At 72.0% G+C, this 15,607-nt stretch carries 14 protein-coding genes and 1 pseudogene; 8 read left to right on the forward strand and 7 right to left on the reverse strand.

The features are described from left to right. Positions 1–4: 4 nt before the first annotated feature. The 5 genes and pseudogenes from VMI11_14685 to VMI11_14705 form a co-directional block, all read right to left on the reverse strand. A complete protein-coding gene (locus tag VMI11_14685) occupies positions 5–322 on the reverse strand; it encodes a non-heme iron oxygenase ferredoxin subunit (GenBank protein ID HTY73643.1) in 318 nt (105 codons plus the stop codon). After that, positions 322–1,437: a Fe-S cluster assembly protein SufD gene (sufD, locus tag VMI11_14690; GenBank protein ID HTY73644.1), complete on the reverse strand. Its 1,116-nt coding sequence runs from the start codon at positions 1,435–1,437 to the stop codon at positions 322–324. Before sufD ends, VMI11_14685 begins: the two co-directional genes overlap by 1 nt. Positions 1,438–1,454: 17 nt before the next feature. After that, a complete protein-coding gene (gene sufB, locus VMI11_14695) occupies positions 1,455–3,596 on the reverse strand; it encodes a Fe-S cluster assembly protein SufB (protein HTY73645.1) in 2,142 nt (713 codons plus the stop codon). A gap of 48 nt (positions 3,597–3,644) precedes the next feature. Continuing rightward, positions 3,645–4,028, reverse strand: a pseudogene (locus VMI11_14700) (Fe-S cluster assembly protein SufB). After that, on the reverse strand, positions 4,025–4,729 hold the full coding sequence (locus tag VMI11_14705; protein ID HTY73646.1) for a winged helix-turn-helix transcriptional regulator: 705 nt from the start codon (positions 4,727–4,729) through the stop codon (positions 4,025–4,027). The pseudogene VMI11_14700 and the gene VMI11_14705 overlap by 4 nt, the downstream one beginning before the upstream one ends. 137 nt (positions 4,730–4,866) lie before the next feature. Between VMI11_14705 and VMI11_14710 the strand changes: the two genes are divergently transcribed. The 3 genes from VMI11_14710 to VMI11_14720 all read left to right on the forward strand — a co-directional run bounded on the left by VMI11_14710 (position 4,867) and on the right by VMI11_14720 (position 7,123). Beyond that, positions 4,867–5,412 carry a sigma-70 family RNA polymerase sigma factor gene (locus VMI11_14710; protein ID HTY73647.1) on the forward strand — a complete coding sequence of 182 codons (546 nt, stop codon included), beginning with the start codon at positions 4,867–4,869 and terminating at the stop codon, positions 5,410–5,412. Continuing rightward, a complete protein-coding gene (locus VMI11_14715) occupies positions 5,399–6,121 on the forward strand; it encodes an anti-sigma factor (protein ID HTY73648.1) in 723 nt (240 codons plus the stop codon). Before VMI11_14710 ends, VMI11_14715 begins: the two co-directional genes overlap by 14 nt. 66 nt (positions 6,122–6,187) lie before the next feature. After that, positions 6,188–7,123: a COX15/CtaA family protein gene (locus tag VMI11_14720; protein HTY73649.1), complete on the forward strand. Its 936-nt coding sequence runs from the start codon at positions 6,188–6,190 to the stop codon at positions 7,121–7,123. On the opposite strand, the gene VMI11_14725 is transcribed toward VMI11_14720, so the two are convergent. Next, positions 7,112–8,008, reverse strand: a complete 897-nt coding sequence (locus VMI11_14725; protein ID HTY73650.1) for a hypothetical protein — start codon at positions 8,006–8,008, stop codon at positions 7,112–7,114. The two genes, VMI11_14720 and VMI11_14725, sit on opposite strands and share 12 nt — an antisense overlap. Then, positions 8,005–8,907 (reverse strand): heme o synthase, encoded by a 903-nt coding sequence (locus VMI11_14730; protein ID HTY73651.1) that lies wholly within the window; start codon positions 8,905–8,907, stop codon positions 8,005–8,007. The genes VMI11_14725 and VMI11_14730 overlap by 4 nt, the downstream gene beginning before the upstream one ends. A 128-nt stretch (positions 8,908–9,035) precedes the next feature. Between VMI11_14730 and tkt the strand changes: the two genes are divergently transcribed. Genes tkt through pgl form a run of 5 tightly spaced genes read left to right on the forward strand, consistent with a single transcriptional unit; the run spans position 9,036 to position 15,460 of the window. Beyond that, positions 9,036–11,135, forward strand: coding sequence for a transketolase (gene tkt, locus VMI11_14735; protein ID HTY73652.1), 2,100 nt, complete (start codon positions 9,036–9,038; stop codon positions 11,133–11,135). Positions 11,136–11,164: 29 nt separating this feature from the next. Further along, positions 11,165–12,274, forward strand: coding sequence for a transaldolase (gene tal, locus VMI11_14740; GenBank protein ID HTY73653.1), 1,110 nt, complete (start codon positions 11,165–11,167; stop codon positions 12,272–12,274). Then, a complete protein-coding gene (zwf, locus tag VMI11_14745) occupies positions 12,271–13,788 on the forward strand; it encodes a glucose-6-phosphate dehydrogenase (GenBank protein HTY73654.1) in 1,518 nt (505 codons plus the stop codon). The genes tal and zwf overlap by 4 nt, the downstream gene beginning before the upstream one ends. After that, positions 13,785–14,690 (forward strand): glucose-6-phosphate dehydrogenase assembly protein OpcA, encoded by a 906-nt coding sequence (locus VMI11_14750; GenBank protein HTY73655.1) that lies wholly within the window; start codon positions 13,785–13,787, stop codon positions 14,688–14,690. The genes zwf and VMI11_14750 overlap by 4 nt, the downstream gene beginning before the upstream one ends. Beyond that, positions 14,687–15,460 carry a 6-phosphogluconolactonase gene (pgl, locus tag VMI11_14755; protein ID HTY73656.1) on the forward strand — a complete coding sequence of 258 codons (774 nt, stop codon included), beginning with the start codon at positions 14,687–14,689 and terminating at the stop codon, positions 15,458–15,460. The genes VMI11_14750 and pgl overlap by 4 nt, the downstream gene beginning before the upstream one ends. Positions 15,461–15,607: the final 147 nt, after the last annotated feature.

Consider the following 15,607-nt stretch of genomic DNA (forward strand, 5'->3'; position numbering starts at 1 on the left):
GTGCTCAGCTCCTGACGGTCGGGAGGTCGATGAGGACGTCGCCGCCCTCGACGGTGACGGGATAGACGGCGACGGGGGCTACCGCAGGTGGCCCGGAGGGACGTCCGGTCGCCAGGTCGAAGCGGGAGCCGTGCAGCCAGCACTCGATCGTCTCGCCGTCGACGTCACCGTCGGAGAGGCTGACCTCGGCGTGGGTGCACACGTCGTCCACGGCGTGCACGGCAGCCGCGGTCCGGACGAGGCAGAGCGAGGCGTCCCCGAGGTCGACCCGGATCGCGGTGCCGACCGGCAGGTCGTCGAGCGCGCACGCACGTACTTGCATCAGGACCTCACCTGCTCCAGCTCGGCGTCGATCGCCCGCATCAGCCGCTCCTGCACGTCGGGGACGCCGATGTGCTGCAGCAGGTCGGCGAAGAAGCCTCGGACCACCAGCCGCCGGGCCTCGTCCTCGGGGATGCCCCGCGCCTGCAGGTAGAACAGCTGCTCGTCGTCGAATCGTCCCGTCGCGCTCGCATGTCCGGCGCGCACGATCTCGCCGGTCTCGATCTCGAGGTTCGGGACGGAGTCGGCCCTGGCTCCGTCGGTGAGCAGCAGGTTGCGGTTCAGCTCGTAGGTGTCGGTCCCGACGGCGTCGGCTCGGATGAGGACGTCGCCGACCCACACCGCGCGAGCCCCCGCTCCTTGCAGAGCGCCCTTGAACACCACGTTGCTGCGGCAGTGCGGGAGCGCATGGTCGATGAAGGAGCGGTGCTCGAGGTGCTGGCCGGCGTCGGCGAAGTAGAGCCCGTAGAGGTCGGCGGACCCGCCGGGGCCGGAGTAGCCGACGGTCTCGACGAGCCGGACGGACTCACCGCCGAAGGTGACGGTGAAGGTGCGCAGCCGCGCGTCCCGGCCGACCAACGCGGCGATGTGGCCGGTGTGCACCGCGTCGTCGTCCCACAGCTGGAGGAACGCGACGTCGAGCACCGCTCGGTCGCCCAGGCGGACGGATACGAGCTCGGAGTACGTGGCGCTGCCGGTCCGCTCGAACACCACGACCGCACGTGAGCCCGCGCCGGCCTCGACGAGCAGATGTCCCCGGACGTCGCCGCCGGCCCCGTGGGCGCGCAACACGATCGGTTCGTCGACCTCGACGCCGTCGCCGATGCGCAGCGCCGTCGCCCCTCCGGACAGCGCGACGGCCAGGGCGGCCGCGCGGTCGACGGGGGGCTCGACGGTCCGCGCCCGCGCCTGCGCCGGCTCGAGCTCGACGAGCTCGACGCCCGGCGGCAGCGGGGTCGTCGACCACTCGAGATGGCCGTCGGCCGGGGCGTCGGCGAGGACGGTCCGCAGCCGACGCAGCGGGGTGAACCGCCACTCCTCCTCGCGCCCGGTCGGCATCGGGTGGTCCTCGAGGGCGAAGGAACGGCTGAGGGAGCCGCGGTCGAGGACGGGCAGGTGCGACACGCCCATGGTCAGCCCACGGCCCCTTCCATCTGGAGCTCGATCAGCCGGTTCAGCTCGAGGGCGTACTCCATCGGCAGCTCCCGCGCGATCGGCTCGATGAAGCCGCGCACGATCATCGCCATGGCCTCCTCCTCGGACAGGCCGCGGCTCATCAGGTAGAACAGCTGCTCCTCGCTGACCCTGGACACCGTCGCCTCGTGCCCCATCGAGACGTCGTCCTCGCGGACGTCGACGTAGGGATAGGTGTCCGAGCGGCTGACGTCGTCGACCAGCAGCGCGTCGCAGCGCACGGTGGACCGCGAGCGGGTCGCCCCCTTCTGGACCTGGACCAGGCCGCGATAGGACGTACGTCCTCCGCCGCGGGCCACCGACTTCGACACGATCGCCGAGGACGTGTCCGGCGCGCAGTGCACCATCTTCGAGCCGGCGTCCTGGTGCTGCCCCTCCCCCGCGAACGCGATCGACAGCGTCTCGCCCTTGGCGTGCGGGCCCATGAGGAAGACCGCCGGGTACTTCATGGTGACCTTGGACCCGAGGTTGCCGTCGATCCACTCCATCGTCGCGCCCTCGGCCGCGGTCGCCCGCTTGGTCACGAGGTTGTAGACGTTGGTGGACCAGTTCTGGATCGTGGTGTAGCGGACACGGGCGTTGCGCTTGACCACGATCTCGACGACCGCGGAGTGCAGCGAGTCCGACGAGTAGATCGGTGCAGTACACCCCTCAACGTAGTGCACGTAGGAGTCCTCGTCGGCGATGATCAGCGTCCGTTCGAACTGGCCCATGTTCTCGGTGTTGATCCGGAAGTAGGCCTGCAGCGGGATCTCGACGTGGACGCCCTTGGGCACGTAGATGAACGAGCCGCCGGACCACACCGCGGTGTTCAACGCCGAGAACTTGTTGTCCCCGGCGGGGATCACTGACGCGAAGTACTCGCGGAAGAGGTCGTCGTGCTCCTTCAGCCCGGTGTCGGTATCGAGGAAGATGACGCCCTGCTGCTCGAGGTCCTCGCGGATCTGGTGGTAGACGACCTCGCTGTTGTGCACCACCATCCCGTCCGCGACGAAATTGTGCGGTCCGTCCACCTCGATGTCGTAGACCGGAACGATGTCGTAGGGCTCGACTGAGATGACCTGTTCGAAACCGATCCACTCATCTGTGTGGTTGCGCAGATTCACCCCACCCGAGCTCTGCGAGTGTGGGAAGGACCTGGCGACACCCAGATTCGCGAGGCGCTTGGGGTTACGTAGTCCCAGCCTCGTGACATCGCCACCGATGCGGATACGGAATGCGCCACCCAAGCGAGAGGGGTCGTGCCTGTACGCCTGCGCGAACCCCCACGGCCCGCCTGCGCGCAGCCCCGACAGCTCAGCGAGCTCGATGGCCTGTTCGATCAGGGGGGAACTCACACACGTGAGCACCACGCTGTGCGTTGCTGGATGCACGTAGCCATCGGCATCGATCCATCCGCCCAGAAAGGCAAGTCGCTGCTCCTCAGGCAGTCCGAAGACCCAGTCCGGCACTCGCTTGGTCTTCGAGGTGCCCGCGAAGCCGAGGTCCCACAGCCAAGAGACAAGTGCTTTCGAGTTGATGACGACACGCACATCGTCTGCCTCGATGGTTCGCAGGCCGAACTGCTCAGCGACGACTCGCGCGATCTCGGCGCGCACCGCGCCATCGGTAGCCGGGATGGCGAACTGAACCCGATGGGTCTTGCCGGAGTCCTGCAGGTTGCCATCGCCGAGGAACAGGCCCAGCAACCACATGAGATCGGCGTTCGTGCTCGCCGGGCCGTGAACCGGGCTCTCGAGGTGGTGTGGTCCAGCGTGCAACGAAGGCAGCGCGTAGGGCTCCCCGAACGTGGGGAGTTTGCAAGGAACGGCAACGAAGTCGCCTGGCTTGAGTTCACCGACAGTGATCCATTGCCGGACCCAGCGCGCGCGACGACTGGACGGAGCACGCTCGTCGCGCAAGGCGAGCATCGGATGATTGTCCGTCGCCCGGAACTTCATCCGACGTCGAGGACTGACTGTCACCTCGTAGGTCTGGCGAGTGCCCGTTTCCGCAGCTGACTTGACCGGCGCAACCACGAACCTGCCCGCAGCCTCGTCGTAGGAGAACACCCGGTCGCCGGGCTCGATCTCCTTGATCATGATCTGCCCACGATTCGCGGTCCAGACCTTGGTGCGGCCCTCACAACATTCGTATTGAGCGGCCACGCCGGCGACGAGGCGCTGCTTCTCGGCCTCGGGGATGCCCAGACGGTCGTAGGTGTTCTTGATGTCCGGGGGCAGCTCCTCCCAGGAGGCGGCCTGCTTCTCGGTCGAGCGTACGAAGTACTTGATGTTGTCGAAGTCGATGGCGGACAGGTCGGCGCCCCACGTCGGCATCGGCTTCTTCTCGAACAGGCGCAGACCCTTGAGGCGCATGTCGAGCATCCACTGGGGCTCGCCCTTGAGCGCTGAGATCTCGCGGACGACCTCCTCCGAGAGCCCGCGGCGCGCGAGGGCGCCCGCCACGTCGGGGTCGGCCCAGCCGTACTCGTAGCGGCCCAGTCCCTCGAGCTGATCGTGGGTGGAGGTCATCGGGCGGTCCTCTCCGGGGTCCGGGTGACGCGGGGTATCGAGGTGGTGCAGACGTGGTCGCCGTGGGCGATGGTCGCGAGGCGCTGGACGTGGCTGCCGACGAGCTCGGCGAAGGCCTCGGTCTCGGCCTCGCACAGCTGCGGGAAGGCCGCGGCGACGTGCGCGACGGGGCAGCGGTGCTGGCAGATCTGGAAGCCGCCGGCGGTGGGGGCAGCGGAGGCGGCGTAGCCCTCGGCGGTCAGTGCCTGGGCCAGCGCTTCCGCCCGGTGCTCGGGGGCCGCCGCGGCGACGGCCGGCCGTACGCGTTCGGCGAGGGCGGCGACCCGGTGGCGGGCGAAGTCGAGCACGGCCTCGTCCCCGAGCGCCCGCTGCAGGGTGCGCAGGGCGTCGAGCGCGAGATCGTCGTAGTCCTGCCCGAAGCTGTCCCGCCCGGCCTCCGTCAGCGTGAAGACCCGCGCGGGCCGTCCGCGCCCGCGACGGCCCACTGGCCCGTACGGCGGCCGTTCGCGGGCCTCCACGAGGCCGTCGGCGCACAGCAGGTCCAGGTGGCGGCGAACGGCGGCGCTGGTCAGGCCCAGCCGGGCGGCCAGCCCGGCCGCCGTGGCGGGCCCGTCGGCGAGCAGCGAGCGCACGACGTGCTCGCGCGTGCCGGCGGCGTCGACAACGCGCCTGCCAGCGACCCGGTCACCCGCGAATTTCACAACAGCATTGTGTCCTAATCCACCGACAGCCGCCAGCTGGGGGGTGCATCCGCGGCCCGGGGACGAGGCGAAGAACAGATGTGTCGACGGCAGTGGTGGGCTCGCGCAGCGCGCTCGCGGCGTCTAGCGTCGTGACCGTGCTCGACGACAGCGAGGTGGCCGCCGGCTTCGGTTCCGGGGACGAGACCTGCCTGCGCGAGGCCTACCTCCGCTGGTCGCCCCTGGTGCACACGGTGGCCCTGCGCTCCCTCGGGGTCGCCGCCGACGCCGAGGACGTGACGCAGACGGTGTTCGTGCGCGCCTGGCAGAGCCGGGAACGGTTCCGGCCGGAGGAGGGCAGCCTCGCGGGCTGGCTGCTCGGCATCACCCGCCACGTGGTGGCCGACCGCTGGGCGGCCCGGGCCCGGGAGGCGCGGCTGCACGAGGCGGCGTCCGCCCAGCTGGGACCGCCGGTGATCGAGGCGCCGGTCGACGGGATCGCCGACCGGGTCCTGGTCGCCGACGAGCTCGCCCGGCTGGGCCAGCCGCAGCGGCGCATCCTGGAGCTGGCCTTCCTCGAAGACCTGACCCACACCCAGATCGCCAGTGTCCTCAACCTGCCGCTGGGTACCGTGAAGAGCCACATCCGCCGCTCTCTGGACCGGCTGCGCACGCGTTTGGAGGTGGACGGTGCCGCACTGTGACGCGGAGACCCTCGCCCTCCGCGCGATCGGTGAGACGGTCCCGGCGGACGACGAGGCGCACCTGCTCGCCTGTCCCGCCTGCCAGAGCGCCCTGGACCAGTTGCAGGCCGTCGTGACGACCGCGCGCGCGGCCGCCGCCGAGCCAACCCTCGTCGCCCCGCCGGACACGGTGTGGCACTCCATCGCCGACCGGCTCGACCTCCTCGACCGCTCCGCCCCGACCGCCGCGGGCGCGGCCGCACCGACGCCAATCAGCGTCGCGCGGAGCCGGCGCCGCCCCTCGGTGGTGGTGGGCCTGGTGGCCGCGGCCGCCGTACTCGTGGGTCTCGTGGTCGGCGCCGGGACCGTGAGCGCCGTCCACCACGCCCACGGTGGCGAGGTCCTCGCGCAGACCGCACTCGAACCCGTCGCGACCGGTGACGCCCACGGGCTGGCCACGCTGCGCAGCACGCACGGCGGCGACGTGCTGGACGTCGACCTGCGCGGACTGCCCGCTCCGGACGGCTACTACGAGGTGTGGCTGATGAACGCGCAGACCGGTGGAGCGGTCTCCCTCGGCTCGCTCGACGCGTCGCGCCAGAACACCTTCGACGTGCCCTCGGGACTGGACCTGGCGGCCTTCCCGTACGTCGACGTCTCGCTTGAGCCCTTCGACGGCAACCCGGCGCACAGCGCCGACAGCGTGGCCCGCGGGCGCATCGGCCCCTGACGACGCCTCGGGGCCGGGTCCGACGCGTGGATCGCGCCGGGGACCGACCACCTACGCTGGCTGTCCGTGGTGCTCGCTCCCGTCCGGACCCCGACCCGCTCGGCGGGATCGGCGCTGGAGCGGCGCACGTACACGGCGCTGGTGCTCGCGCAGTGCCTGATCGTCTTCACCGGCGGGCTGGTCCGGCTGACCGGGTCCGGGCTCGGGTGCCCCACCTGGCCGGACTGCGTGCACGGCTCCCTGACACCGGTACGCCACCAGGCCCAGGGCATCCACTCCGCGGTCGAGTTCGGCAACCGGCTGCTCACCTTCGTCCTCCTGATCGTCGTCGTCGCCTCGGTCGTCGTGGCCATGCGCCGGCGCCCCCGGCGCGCCCCCCTGGTCTGGCTCGCCTGGGGCGGTGTCCTCGGCGTGCTGGCCCAGGCGGTCCTCGGCGGGATCACCGTGCGGACCCACCTGAACCCGCTCTCCGTGGCGGCGCACTTCCTGCTCTCCATGGCCCTCATCGCGGTCGCGGTCGCCCTGCAGCAGCGCGCCCAGGACGGCGGGGACGACCCGCCGCGGGCCGCCGTACGGCGCGAACTGCTCGTCGCGGGGCGCGCGCTGGTCCCGCTCGCCGCCGCGGTGCTGGCCGTCGGCACCCTGGTGACCGGGAGCGGGCCGCACGCCGGGGACGAGCACACCCACCGGCTGCACCTCGACCCGCGGACCCTCGCCTGGCTGCACGCGGACCTGGTCATGCTCCTCGTCGGGCTCACGGTCGCGACCTGGCTCGGTCTGCGGGTCACCGACGCCCCCTGGCGCGCCCAGCGGCGGTTGCTCGTCCTCCTGGGCGTGATCGCCGCCCAGGGCGCCATCGGCTACACCCAGTACTTCACGGGGGTGCCGGCCTGGCTGGTCGCGCTGCACATCGCCGGGGCCTGCGCGGTGTGGGTCGCGACGCTGCGCGTGCCGTACGTGCTGCGCACGCGCGGTCCCTCCGCGGCCGCCTCAGGCGCCTGACGCGCCGAGCCGGTCGAGCACGACGTCGACCAGGCGGTCGGCGCTGCCCTCGGCGAGGAAGAGGAACAGCAGCGGCTCGGTGAGCTCCAGCTCCATGAGGCGCAGCTCGCCGCTGGCGTCACGCACGAGGTCGACCCGGGCCCAGGCGCACCGGCTCTCCAGCGGCTCGGCGGCGAGGACCCGGCGCACGGCGGCCGCCAGCTCGGCGGTCAGCCGGCCCAGCCCCCTCGCGTCACCGGTGCCGCCCTCGGTCAGCGCGGGCACCTTGGTGATCACGTGGCTGGGCTCCCCGCCCAGGACGATCACCGAGTACTCCCCCTCGGAGTCCACCGCGTGCTGATAGGGCTGGACCATCGCGACCCGCCCGTTCGCCAGCAGCGTCGCGACATGACCGGCAGCCAGCCCCGGGTCCTCCGTGCGCAGCGTGTCCCTCGCGCCCGCGGAGACGGCCGGCTTGACGACGAGGTCCGGCCCGACGGCGGCGAGATCTCCCGGCTCGGGCGGGGTCTCCCCGGGGGCGTACCACCAGGTGGGGACGACAGGTACCCCAGCCGCCTCCAGATCGCGCAGGTAGGTCTTGTCGGTGTTGCGCTCGACCACCTCGACCGGGTTGAGCAACCGGGTCTGGCGGGCGACGGCGCGGGCCCACGCCAGGAAGTCCGGATAGCGCAGCGGGTAGTCCCACGTGCTGCGCACGAGGACCGCGGGGTAGGCCGACCACGGGGCCTGGGCGTCGTCCCACGCGAAGGCGTCCAGCTGGATCCCTCGCCGAGCGAAGGCGTCCGTCACGAGCGGGAGGTCGTAGTCGGTGTCCGGCCGACCCGGGTCCTCCACGTAGGTGGCATAGGCGATGCGGTCCAGCCGATCGCTGCGGGGCGAGGTCACAGGTGCAGCAGCGGGTCCAGCGCGACGGCGAGGAACAGGACCGCGAGATAGGTGATCGACCCGTGGAACAACCGCATCGGCCGCGGGTCGGCGTCCCCGCGGGCCACGCGGGCGCGCAGCCCGTACGCCTCGAGGAGGAACGCGCCGCCGGCCAGCCCGGCGACGCTCGGGTAGAACCACGACGTGTGCGCGACCGGCCACAGCAGCAGTGACATGCCCACCATGGCCCACGAGTACGCGACGATCTGTCCGGCGACCTGCCCGGCGCTGCGCACGACGGGCAGCATCGGCACCCCCGCGCTCGCGTAGTCGCGACGGAACTTCAGCGACAGCGGCCAGTAGTGCGGCGGGGTCCACAGGAACACCACGCCGAAGAGGACCCACGGCGCCAGCGCGAGGGAGTCCGTGACCGCTGCCCATCCGACGAGCACCGGCATGCAGCCGGCCGCCCCGCCCCACACGATGTTCTGCGGTGTCCTGCGCTTGAGCCACATCGTGTAGACGAGCACGTAGAAGGCGATCGCCGCGCCGGCCAGCACGGCCGAGAGCGTGTTCACCGCCAGGGCCAGCCACGCGAACGACGCGGCCCCGAGCACCAGGCCGAACAGGAGCGCCGACCGGACGGAGACCGCGCCGGTGGCGAGCGGCCGCCGCTGCGTGCGGTGCATCAGACGGTCGATGTCCCGGTCGTAGACGCAGTTGAGGACGTTGGCGCTGGCGGCGGCCAGGCTGCCGCCGACCAGGGTGGCGAGCACCAGTGACGCCGGCGGCAGACCGCCCGCCGCGAGGATCATGGTCGGGACGGTCGTGACGAGCAGCAGCTCGATGATGCGCGGCTTCGTGAGCGCGACGTACGTCGCGAGCGTGCCGCCGAGACTCCGCCCGCGCTCCACCCGCAGGGTGGACGAACGGTGGTCGATCGCGGTCACACGCACCTCGCGGCTCGGGTCTGCCGCAGGTCCGGCGGCACCGGCACTCTATCGCTAGGCTCCACAGGGCCAGTGATCCTCCGAGGGGAGCACACGACGTGGGCGCAGCGGGCGGCACTCTGGAGTGGACGGACCTCGACAGGAGGGCCGTCGACACGGTTCGCGTCCTCGCCATGGACGCCGTCCAGAAGGTCGGCAACGGCCACCCGGGAACTGCGATGAGCCTCGCCCCGGCGACGTACCTGCTGTGGCAGCGCATCATGCGCCACGACCCCAGCGACCCGACCTGGCTCGGCCGGGACCGCTTCGTCCTGTCCTGCGGCCACTCCAGCCTGACGCTGTACATCCAGCTGTACTTCTCGGGCTACGGCCTGGAGCTCTCGGACCTCCAGGCGCTGCGCACGTGGGGGTCGCTGACGCCCGGCCACCCCGAGTACGGCCACACCGCCGGCGTCGAGACCACGACCGGCCCCCTGGGTCAGGGCATCGGCAACGCGGTCGGCATGGCGATGGCGGCTCGCCGCGAGCGCGGTCTGCTCGACCCGGACGCCGCGCCGGGCGAGAGTCCCTTCGACCACATGGTGTGGTGCTTCGCCTCCGACGGGGACATCGAGGAGGGGATCAGCAACGAGGCCTCCTCCATCGCCGCCGTCCAGCGGCTGGGCAACCTCTGCCTGCTCTACGACGACAACCACATCTCCATCGAGGACGACACCTCGATCGCGCTCAGCGAGGACGTGGCCGGCCGCTACGAGGCGCTGGGCTGGCACGTGCAGCGGGTGGACTGGCTGGGCGCCGACGAGCGCTACCACGAGAACGTCCAGGCGCTCGCGGACGCCTTCGACGAGGCGCGGCGGGTCACCGACCGGCCGTCGTTCATCAAGCTGCGCACGATCATCGCCTGGCCGGCGCCGAGCGCGCAGAACACCGGGAAGTCGCACGGCAGCGCCCTCGGCGAGAAGGAGGTCGCGGCGACCAAGCAGGTGCTCGGGTTCGACCCGACCCAGAACTTCGAGGTCACCGGCGACGTGCTGGCCCACGTGCGCCAGGTCCGCGACCGCGGTATCGCGGCGCACCAGGAGTGGCAACGTGGCTTCGACGCCTGGGCGGCACGCGACCCCGAGGGCGCCGCGCTGCTGGAGCGGCTGCGCTCGCGGAGCCTTCCGCAGGGCTGGGAGGCCTCGCTTCCCACCTTCCCTGCGGACCCCAAGGGGATGGCGACCCGCAAGGCCTCCGGCGACGTGCTCACCGCGATCGCACCGGTGCTGCCGGAGCTGTGGGGCGGGTCCGCCGACCTGGCCGAGTCGAACAACACCACGCCCGAGGGCGAGCCGTCCTTCCTTCCCGAGGACCGGCAGTCCAAGGCCTTCCCCGGCGGGCCGTACGGCCGGGTCCTCCACTTCGGGATCCGCGAGCACGCGATGGGCTCGATCCTCAACGGGATCGCGCTGCACGGGCTGACGCGCCCCTATGGCGGCACGTTCCTGGTCTTCAGCGACTACATGCGCCCGGCGGTACGCCTCGCGGCCCTCATGAAGCTGCCCGTCACCTACGTGTGGACGCACGACTCGATCGGGCTCGGTGAGGACGGCCCGACCCACCAGCCGGTCGAGCACCTCACGGCGCTGCGCGCGATCCCGGGCCTGGACGTGATCCGGCCCGCCGACGCCAACGAGACGGCGATCGCCTGGCGCACCGTGCTCGGCCACACCGACCGGCCCGCGGGCCTGTGCCTGTCCCGGCAGAACCTGCCGGTGCTCGACCGCTCGGTGCTCGGGTCCGCCGAGGGCACCGCCCGGGGGGCGTACGTCCTCGCCGAGGCATCGGGCGCTGCGCCGGCGGTCCTGCTCATCGCGACCGGGTCGGAGGTGCCGCTCGCCCTCGCCGCCCGGGAGCTACTGGAGGCGGACGGGATCGCCACGCGCGTGGTCTCGATGCCGTGCCGGGAGTGGTTCGACGAGCAGGACGAGGCCTACCGGGCGCAGGTGCTGCCGACCGCGGTGCGCGCACGCGTGAGCGTCGAGGCTGGCATCGGGCTCGGCTGGCGGGACTACGTCGGCGAGGCGGGCGAGATCGTCAGCCTCGAGCACTACGGCGCCTCCGCCTCCGCCGCGGTGCTCTTCGAGCAGTTCGGCTTCACCCCGGACCGCGTCGCCGCCGCGGCCCGGACCTCCCTCGCCCGCGCGTCAGGGGCCTGACCACGCCAGCTCCCAGCAGGAGGCACCCGATGTCCGACCCACTCGCCGATCTCACCGCCCAGGGCGTGTCGATCTGGCTCGACGACCTGAGCCGGGAACGCCTGCGCTCGGGCAACCTGGCCGAGCTGGTCGCCCACCGCCACGTCGCGGGCGTGACCACCAACCCGACCATCTTCCAGAAGGCGCTCTCCAACGGCGGCGTCTACGCCGAGCAGGTCGCCGACCTCGCCCGGCGCAAGGTCTCGGTGGACGAAGCCGTACGCGCTCTGACCGCCGCGGACGTCCGCGACGCGTGCGACGTCCTGCGCTCCGTCTACGACCGGACGGGAGGCGTCGACGGCCGCGTGTCGATCGAGGTCGACCCGCGCCTGGCCCACGACACCGAGACCACCATCGCGGAGGCACGCGCCCTCTGGTGGCTGGTGGACCGGCCGAACCTGCTCATCAAGATCCCGGCGACCCGGGAGGGCCTGCCGGCGATCGCCCAGGCGCTCAGCGAGGGCATCAGCGTCAACGTGACACTGATCTTCAGCCTCGACCGGTACGGCGCCGTCATGGACGCCTTCCTCGACGGCGTCGAGCGGGCGCTCGCCGCCGGACGCGACGTGACCCGGCTCGCCTCGGTCGCCTCGTTCTTCGTCAGCCGGGTCGACACCGAGGTGGACGCCCGGCTGGACAAGATCGGCAGCGACGAGGCGAAGGTGAGCCGCGGCCGGGCGGCCATCGACAACGCCCGGCTGGCCTACGAGCTCTACGAGAAGGTCTTCTCCTCCGCGCGCTGGAAGGCGCTGCAGGCCGCGGGCGCCAAGCCGCAGCGACCGCTGTGGGCCTCGACGGGCGTCAAGGACCCGGCCTACGACGACACCCGCTACGTCGTCGACCTGGTCGCGCCCGGCACGGTCAACACCATGCCCGAGGCCACCCTGGACGCCGTCGCCGACCACGGCGTCGTGCGCGGGGACGCCGTACGCGGCACCTACGACCAGGCCCGGGCGTCCTTCGCGGCGCTGGAGGCCATGGGCGTGTCCTACGACGAGGTGACCGCCCTGCTCGAGGTCGAGGGCGTGGAGAAGTTCGAGGCGTCCTGGCAGGAGCTGCTGGACTCGCTGTCGGCGGAGCTGGCCAAGGGCGCCTCGTGAGCAACCCGCTCCGGGACCCGCGAGACCGGCGGCTGCCGCGCATCGCCGGTCCCTGCGGGCTGGTCATCTTCGGTGTCACCGGGGACCTGTCCCGCAAGAAGCTCATGCCCGCGGTGTACGACCTCGCCAACCGCGGTCTGCTGCCGCCGGGCTTCGCCCTCGTGGGCTTCGCGCGCCGCGACTGGGCGGAGGAGGACTTCGCCCAGATCGTGCACGACTCGGTGAAGGAGCACGCGCGGACGCCGTTTCGCGAGGAGGTGTGGCGCCAGCTCGCGGAGGGCGTGCGGTTCGTCGCCGGCGACTTCTCCGACGACGAGGCCTTCGAGAACCTGCGCACCACGATCGAGACGCTGGACGCCGACCGTGGCACCGGCGGCAACCACGCCTTCTACCTGTCGGTGCCCCCGAAGTTCTTCGCCGACGTCGTGGAGCAGCTGAAGAAGCACGGGCTCTCCGAGGGACCCCCCGGCGCCTGGCGCCGGGTCATCATCGAGAAGCCCTTCGGCCACGACCTCGCCAGCGCCCAGGAGCTCAACCAGGTGGTCGGCGAGGTGTTCGACTCCGGTTCGGTCTTCCGGATCGACCACTACCTGGGCAAGGAGACGGTCCAGAACATCCTGGCGCTGCGCTTCGCGAACACCCTCTACGAGCCGATCTGGAACACCAACTACGTCGACCACGTCCAGATCACCATGGCCGAGGACGTCGGGGTCGGCGGCCGGGCCGGCTACTACGACGGGGTCGGAGCCGCGCGCGACGTCATCCAGAACCACCTCCTGCAGCTGCTCGCACTGACCGCGATGGAGGAGCCCGTCTCGTTCTCCGCGAGCGACCTGCGGATCGAGAAGGAGAAGGTGCTCTCCGCGGTGCGGCTCCCGAAGGACCTCGCGGCTCACACCGCCCGCGGCCAGTACGCGGCCGGTTGGCAGGGCGGGGAGCAGGTGCCGGGCTTCCTCGAGGAGGAGGGCATGTCGCCGACCTCCACGACGGAGACGTACGCCGCCGTGCGTCTCGACATCGACACCCGCCGCTGGGCCGGTGTGCCGTTCTACCTGCGAACCGGCAAGCGCCTCGGCCGGCGGGTGACCGAGGTCGCCATCGTCTTCAAGCGAGCGCCGCACCTGCCCTTCGAGGCCACCGCGACCGAGGAGCTCGGACAGAACGCCCTGGTGATCCGGGTGCAGCCCGACGAGGGGGTGTCGCTGCGCTTCGGCTCGAAGGTGCCCGGAGGCGCCATGGAGGTGCGCGACGTGACCATGGACTTCGCCTACGGCGAGTCGTTCCTCGAGTCCTCCCCCGAGGCCTACGAGCGGCTCATCCTCGACGTCCTCATCGGTGAGGCGCCCTTGTTCCCTCGCCACGAGGAGGTCGAGCTGTCCTGGCGCATCCTCGACCCGGTCGAGGAGTTCTGGGCGAGCCAGGGCCAGCCCGAGCAGTACCCGTCGGGCACCTGGGGACCGGAGGGAGCGAACCTCATGCTCGCGCGCGACGGTCGCGTGTGGAGGCGGCCGTGATCCAGGACCTCACCGACACCGTCGCCAGCAAGGTCGCGGCCGCCTTCGTCGAGGCTCGCCACCGGGCCGGGATCCCGGCTATCGGCATGGTGGGCACCCTCGTCATCGTGACCGAGGAGGCCGGCCACTACGACGCCCTGCGAGCCTCGCAGGAGGCCGCCCGCGAGCACCCGGCACGCATCCTGGTGGTCATCCGGCGGCCGGGGAGGGGCAAGCCACGACTGGACGCCGAGGTCCGCTTCCTCGGTGACTCCGGGCCCGGCGAGACAGGCGTCCTGCGGCTGCACGGGGAGCTGGCCGAGCACGCCGAGTCGGTCCTGCTCCCGCTCCTGCTGCCCGATGCCCCAGTCATCGTCTGGTGGCCCGGCGAGGGGCCGGACGCGCCGGTCGAGGACCCGGTCGGCCGCCTGGGCCAGCGCCGGATCACCGACGCCGCCGCGGCGCCGGATCCGTTCCAGGCGCTGCTCGCCCGGCGCGAGGGCTATCACCCGGGGGACACCGACCTGGCCTGGACGCGGCTGACCTCCTGGCGGACCGTGCTGGCCGCCACGCTGGACCTGCCCTTCGACCCGATCACATCGGCGCGGGTCGCGTGCGAGCCGGGCAGCCCGAGCTCCACGCTGCTCGGGGTCTGGCTGAGCCGCACGCTGGGGGTCTTGACCGAGCACGAGGAGAGCGAAGGGCCCGGCATCACCGAGGTCCGCCTGGCGACCACCTCCGGTGACATCGTGCTCTCCCGGCCGGACGGACGGATCGCCCAGCTGTCCCGCCCCGGCCAGCCGGACCGGCTGGTGGCGCTGCACCAGCGCGACACCGTCGAGATCATCTCGGAGGAGATGCGCCGGCTCGATCCCGACGACGTTTACGGCGACGTGCTCGCCGGGGTGGGGCAGGCCGGGTGAACGTACCCGAGATCGTCGTCCACCGAGACGCCGCTCAGCTCGCCGACGCGATCGCCGCCAGGCTGATCACCGGCCTGGTCGAGGTGCAGGCCGCGCAGGCCGGCGCTCACCTGGTCCTGACCGGGGGCAGCATCGGGACGGCGCTGCTGACCGCGGTTCGCGCATCGGCCGCGCGGGACGCGGTCGACTGGACCCGGGTGGACGTCTGGTGGGGGGACGAGCGCTTCGTGCCCGAGGGGCATCCGGACCGCAACGAGGGACAGGCGCGCGCAGCCCTGCTGGACCACGTCCCGGTGCCCGCCGGCCGGGTCCATCCCATCGCCGGGTCTGCCGCCGCCACCACGCCGGAGGAGGCCGCCGACCGATACGCCCGCGAGCTCGCCACGGCCCCGGGCGCGCGCGGCGGGCTGCCCACCTTCGACGTCCTGCTGCTCGGGATCGGCCCGGACGCGCACGTCGCCTCTCTGTTCCCTGAGCAGCCGGCACTGCACGACACCGAGCACACCGTCCTCGCCGTCCATGGGGCGCCGAAGCCGCCCCCGATGAGGGTGACGCTGACCATGCGGGCGATCCGTTCCGCCCGGGAGGTGTGGCTGGTCACCGCGGGAGCGGAGAAGGCGGCCGCCGTACGTCTCGCGCTGGACCCCCACGCCGGGCCCCTGCAGGTGCCGGCGTCGGCGGCGCACGGCCGCCGGCGGACCCTGTTCCTCATCGACGAGGCGGCCGCCGCGGACCTGCCCAAGGGCCTGGAGCGCATCGCCAGCCCCTGACCCCCCTCGCTCCCTCGCTCCCTCCTCCCCCACTTGTGGCGGGATCTCCGTCACTGCGACGCGGTCGAGTGACGGAGATCCCGCCACAGGTCGGGGCAGTGAGAGCAATCCACCGGATGGCCAGGTGCTCCTTGGCGTCCACAGACC

Source organism: Actinomycetes bacterium (genome assembly GCA_035506535.1).
In the GTDB taxonomy this organism is placed as follows: domain Bacteria; phylum Actinomycetota; class Actinomycetes; order DATJPE01; family DATJPE01; genus DATJPE01.